Below are 1,574 nucleotides of genomic sequence, written 5' to 3' on the forward strand. Positions count from 1 at the left end.
AAATACGCGAAACGGGGTTGTTCTATCTTTAAATTTAATTACGCAACAAAGCCGTATAGTTACTGTCTTGTGGGCAATCTTTTCAACTCAATTAAATGATCTGGTTAAAGATTTTGAATGGGCGTTTTTAGTTTCGATTATTATTATAAATATCATTTATGGTGTTATATCTGTATTGCCTAAAAATAGTGTTAAGTTGAAATTGGGAGAGAATTTAAAGGTTGATGTTGGGTTTGGTGATCTTTTTCAAAAAGAAGGGATTGTCGTCATTCCTGTTAATGATTACTTTGATACGCTAGTTGATGAAAAAGTTGTTAGTTCTAATACGATACATGGTATTTTCGTGAAACGTTTTTTTTCAGGTAACGAAAAACTACTGAAACGTTTAATTTCAGCATCATTAAAAAATATAGTGCCGGTTGAAGTAAATAAAACTAGAAAACAAGGTAATCATTCTCGTTACGCACTTGGAACGGTTGCTTGTGTTCCTTATGAAGGCAAGCGATATTTTTTAGTTGCATTGACTAAATTTAATGAGAACCATCGAGCTGAAGTTACTAAATCAGAGTACCAAAGAGTATTATGTGATTTATTTGATTATATTGAACAAAACTCACAAGGAAATAGAGTTAATGTACCTCTTATTGGAGGGGGGCATTCAGGACTCGAATTACCGAAACAAAAGTTACTTGAATTCTTACTGTTATCTATAACATTAAATGACAAACTTACATTAATTAATGGTCTTGATATTGTCTTACATCAAAGCGTTAAAGATGAAGTTAGTCTTAATATCATAGAAAGTTATTATCAAGCATTATAGGGATAAAGATGGCATATAGAAATGGTACATATATCGCATTTCATGCGAATGGAACAAAAGATCCTACAGCCTCAGATATCAAATTTTATAATTTGATGAAAGCTTGGACAAATAAAACTGATGATGATTTTTCATTTATTAACAGTCATGAAAAGACAGCATCCGTACGTGATACCAGTAAAAAAATAACGTTACGTTCTCGTTTAGTTCAAAGACTTAATAATTCTAAGCACCTTGTTTTAATTATTGGTAAAACAACGAAAGATGATACTGACTGGGTGCCATTTGAAATTGAACACGCAATTGATAAATGCAAAATGCCAGTAATTATTGTGTATGCGTCTTCTATTATTAATACAGATAATGCGATTCGTAACTCCAAGAATTTATCGCATTATTGGCCAAAATCTTTGAAACAGAGAATAGAAAACGGGTCAGTTAATGCTATTCATATTCCTTTTAAGAAAGCCCCGTTAATTGATGCAATTGGTCAGTTTAATATACAAAAACAGCCAACTGGCAAAGGCTATGGAATCTACAGTGAGGAAGCTAATTCAAATTTTGGGTTAAATTAATCGTATAACAAATGCATCAACACGATTTACTACACTCGGCAATCTCAGTTTGCCGAGTGTTTCTCGTTTTAAGGCGTCAATATTAAGTATAGTTGTTTGGTAGTAAACGTGTTATGCAGGCGCTGACGGATCCCCTCATATTTTCCCTAGTCCTGCGTTGTGTGTGAGCCTTTGAT

Annotated in this window: 2 protein-coding genes; both read left to right on the plus strand. The window is 33.0% G+C overall.

What is annotated here, in order from left to right; translation table 11 throughout:
• Nucleotides 1–823, plus strand: an 823-nt coding sequence (locus ACED25_RS23350) for a macro domain-containing protein (protein WP_371696259.1), incomplete at its 5' end; no start/stop codon positions are given.
• 8 nt (nucleotides 824–831) lie between these two features.
• Nucleotides 832–1,398: a TIR domain-containing protein gene (locus tag ACED25_RS23355; protein WP_371696261.1), complete on the plus strand. Its 567-nt coding sequence runs from the start codon at nucleotides 832–834 to the stop codon at nucleotides 1,396–1,398.
• Nucleotides 1,399–1,574: the final 176 nt, after the last annotated feature.

This window comes from Vibrio sp. 1F263, from assembly GCF_041439035.1.
GTDB lineage: Bacteria > Pseudomonadota > Gammaproteobacteria > Enterobacterales > Vibrionaceae > Vibrio > Vibrio tasmaniensis_A.

Excerpts from the sequence above, each read along its gene's own strand:
- ACED25_RS23355 (WP_371696261.1), top strand. The coding sequence starts at position 832 with ATGGCATATAGAAATGGTACATATATCGCATTTCATGCGAATGGAACA.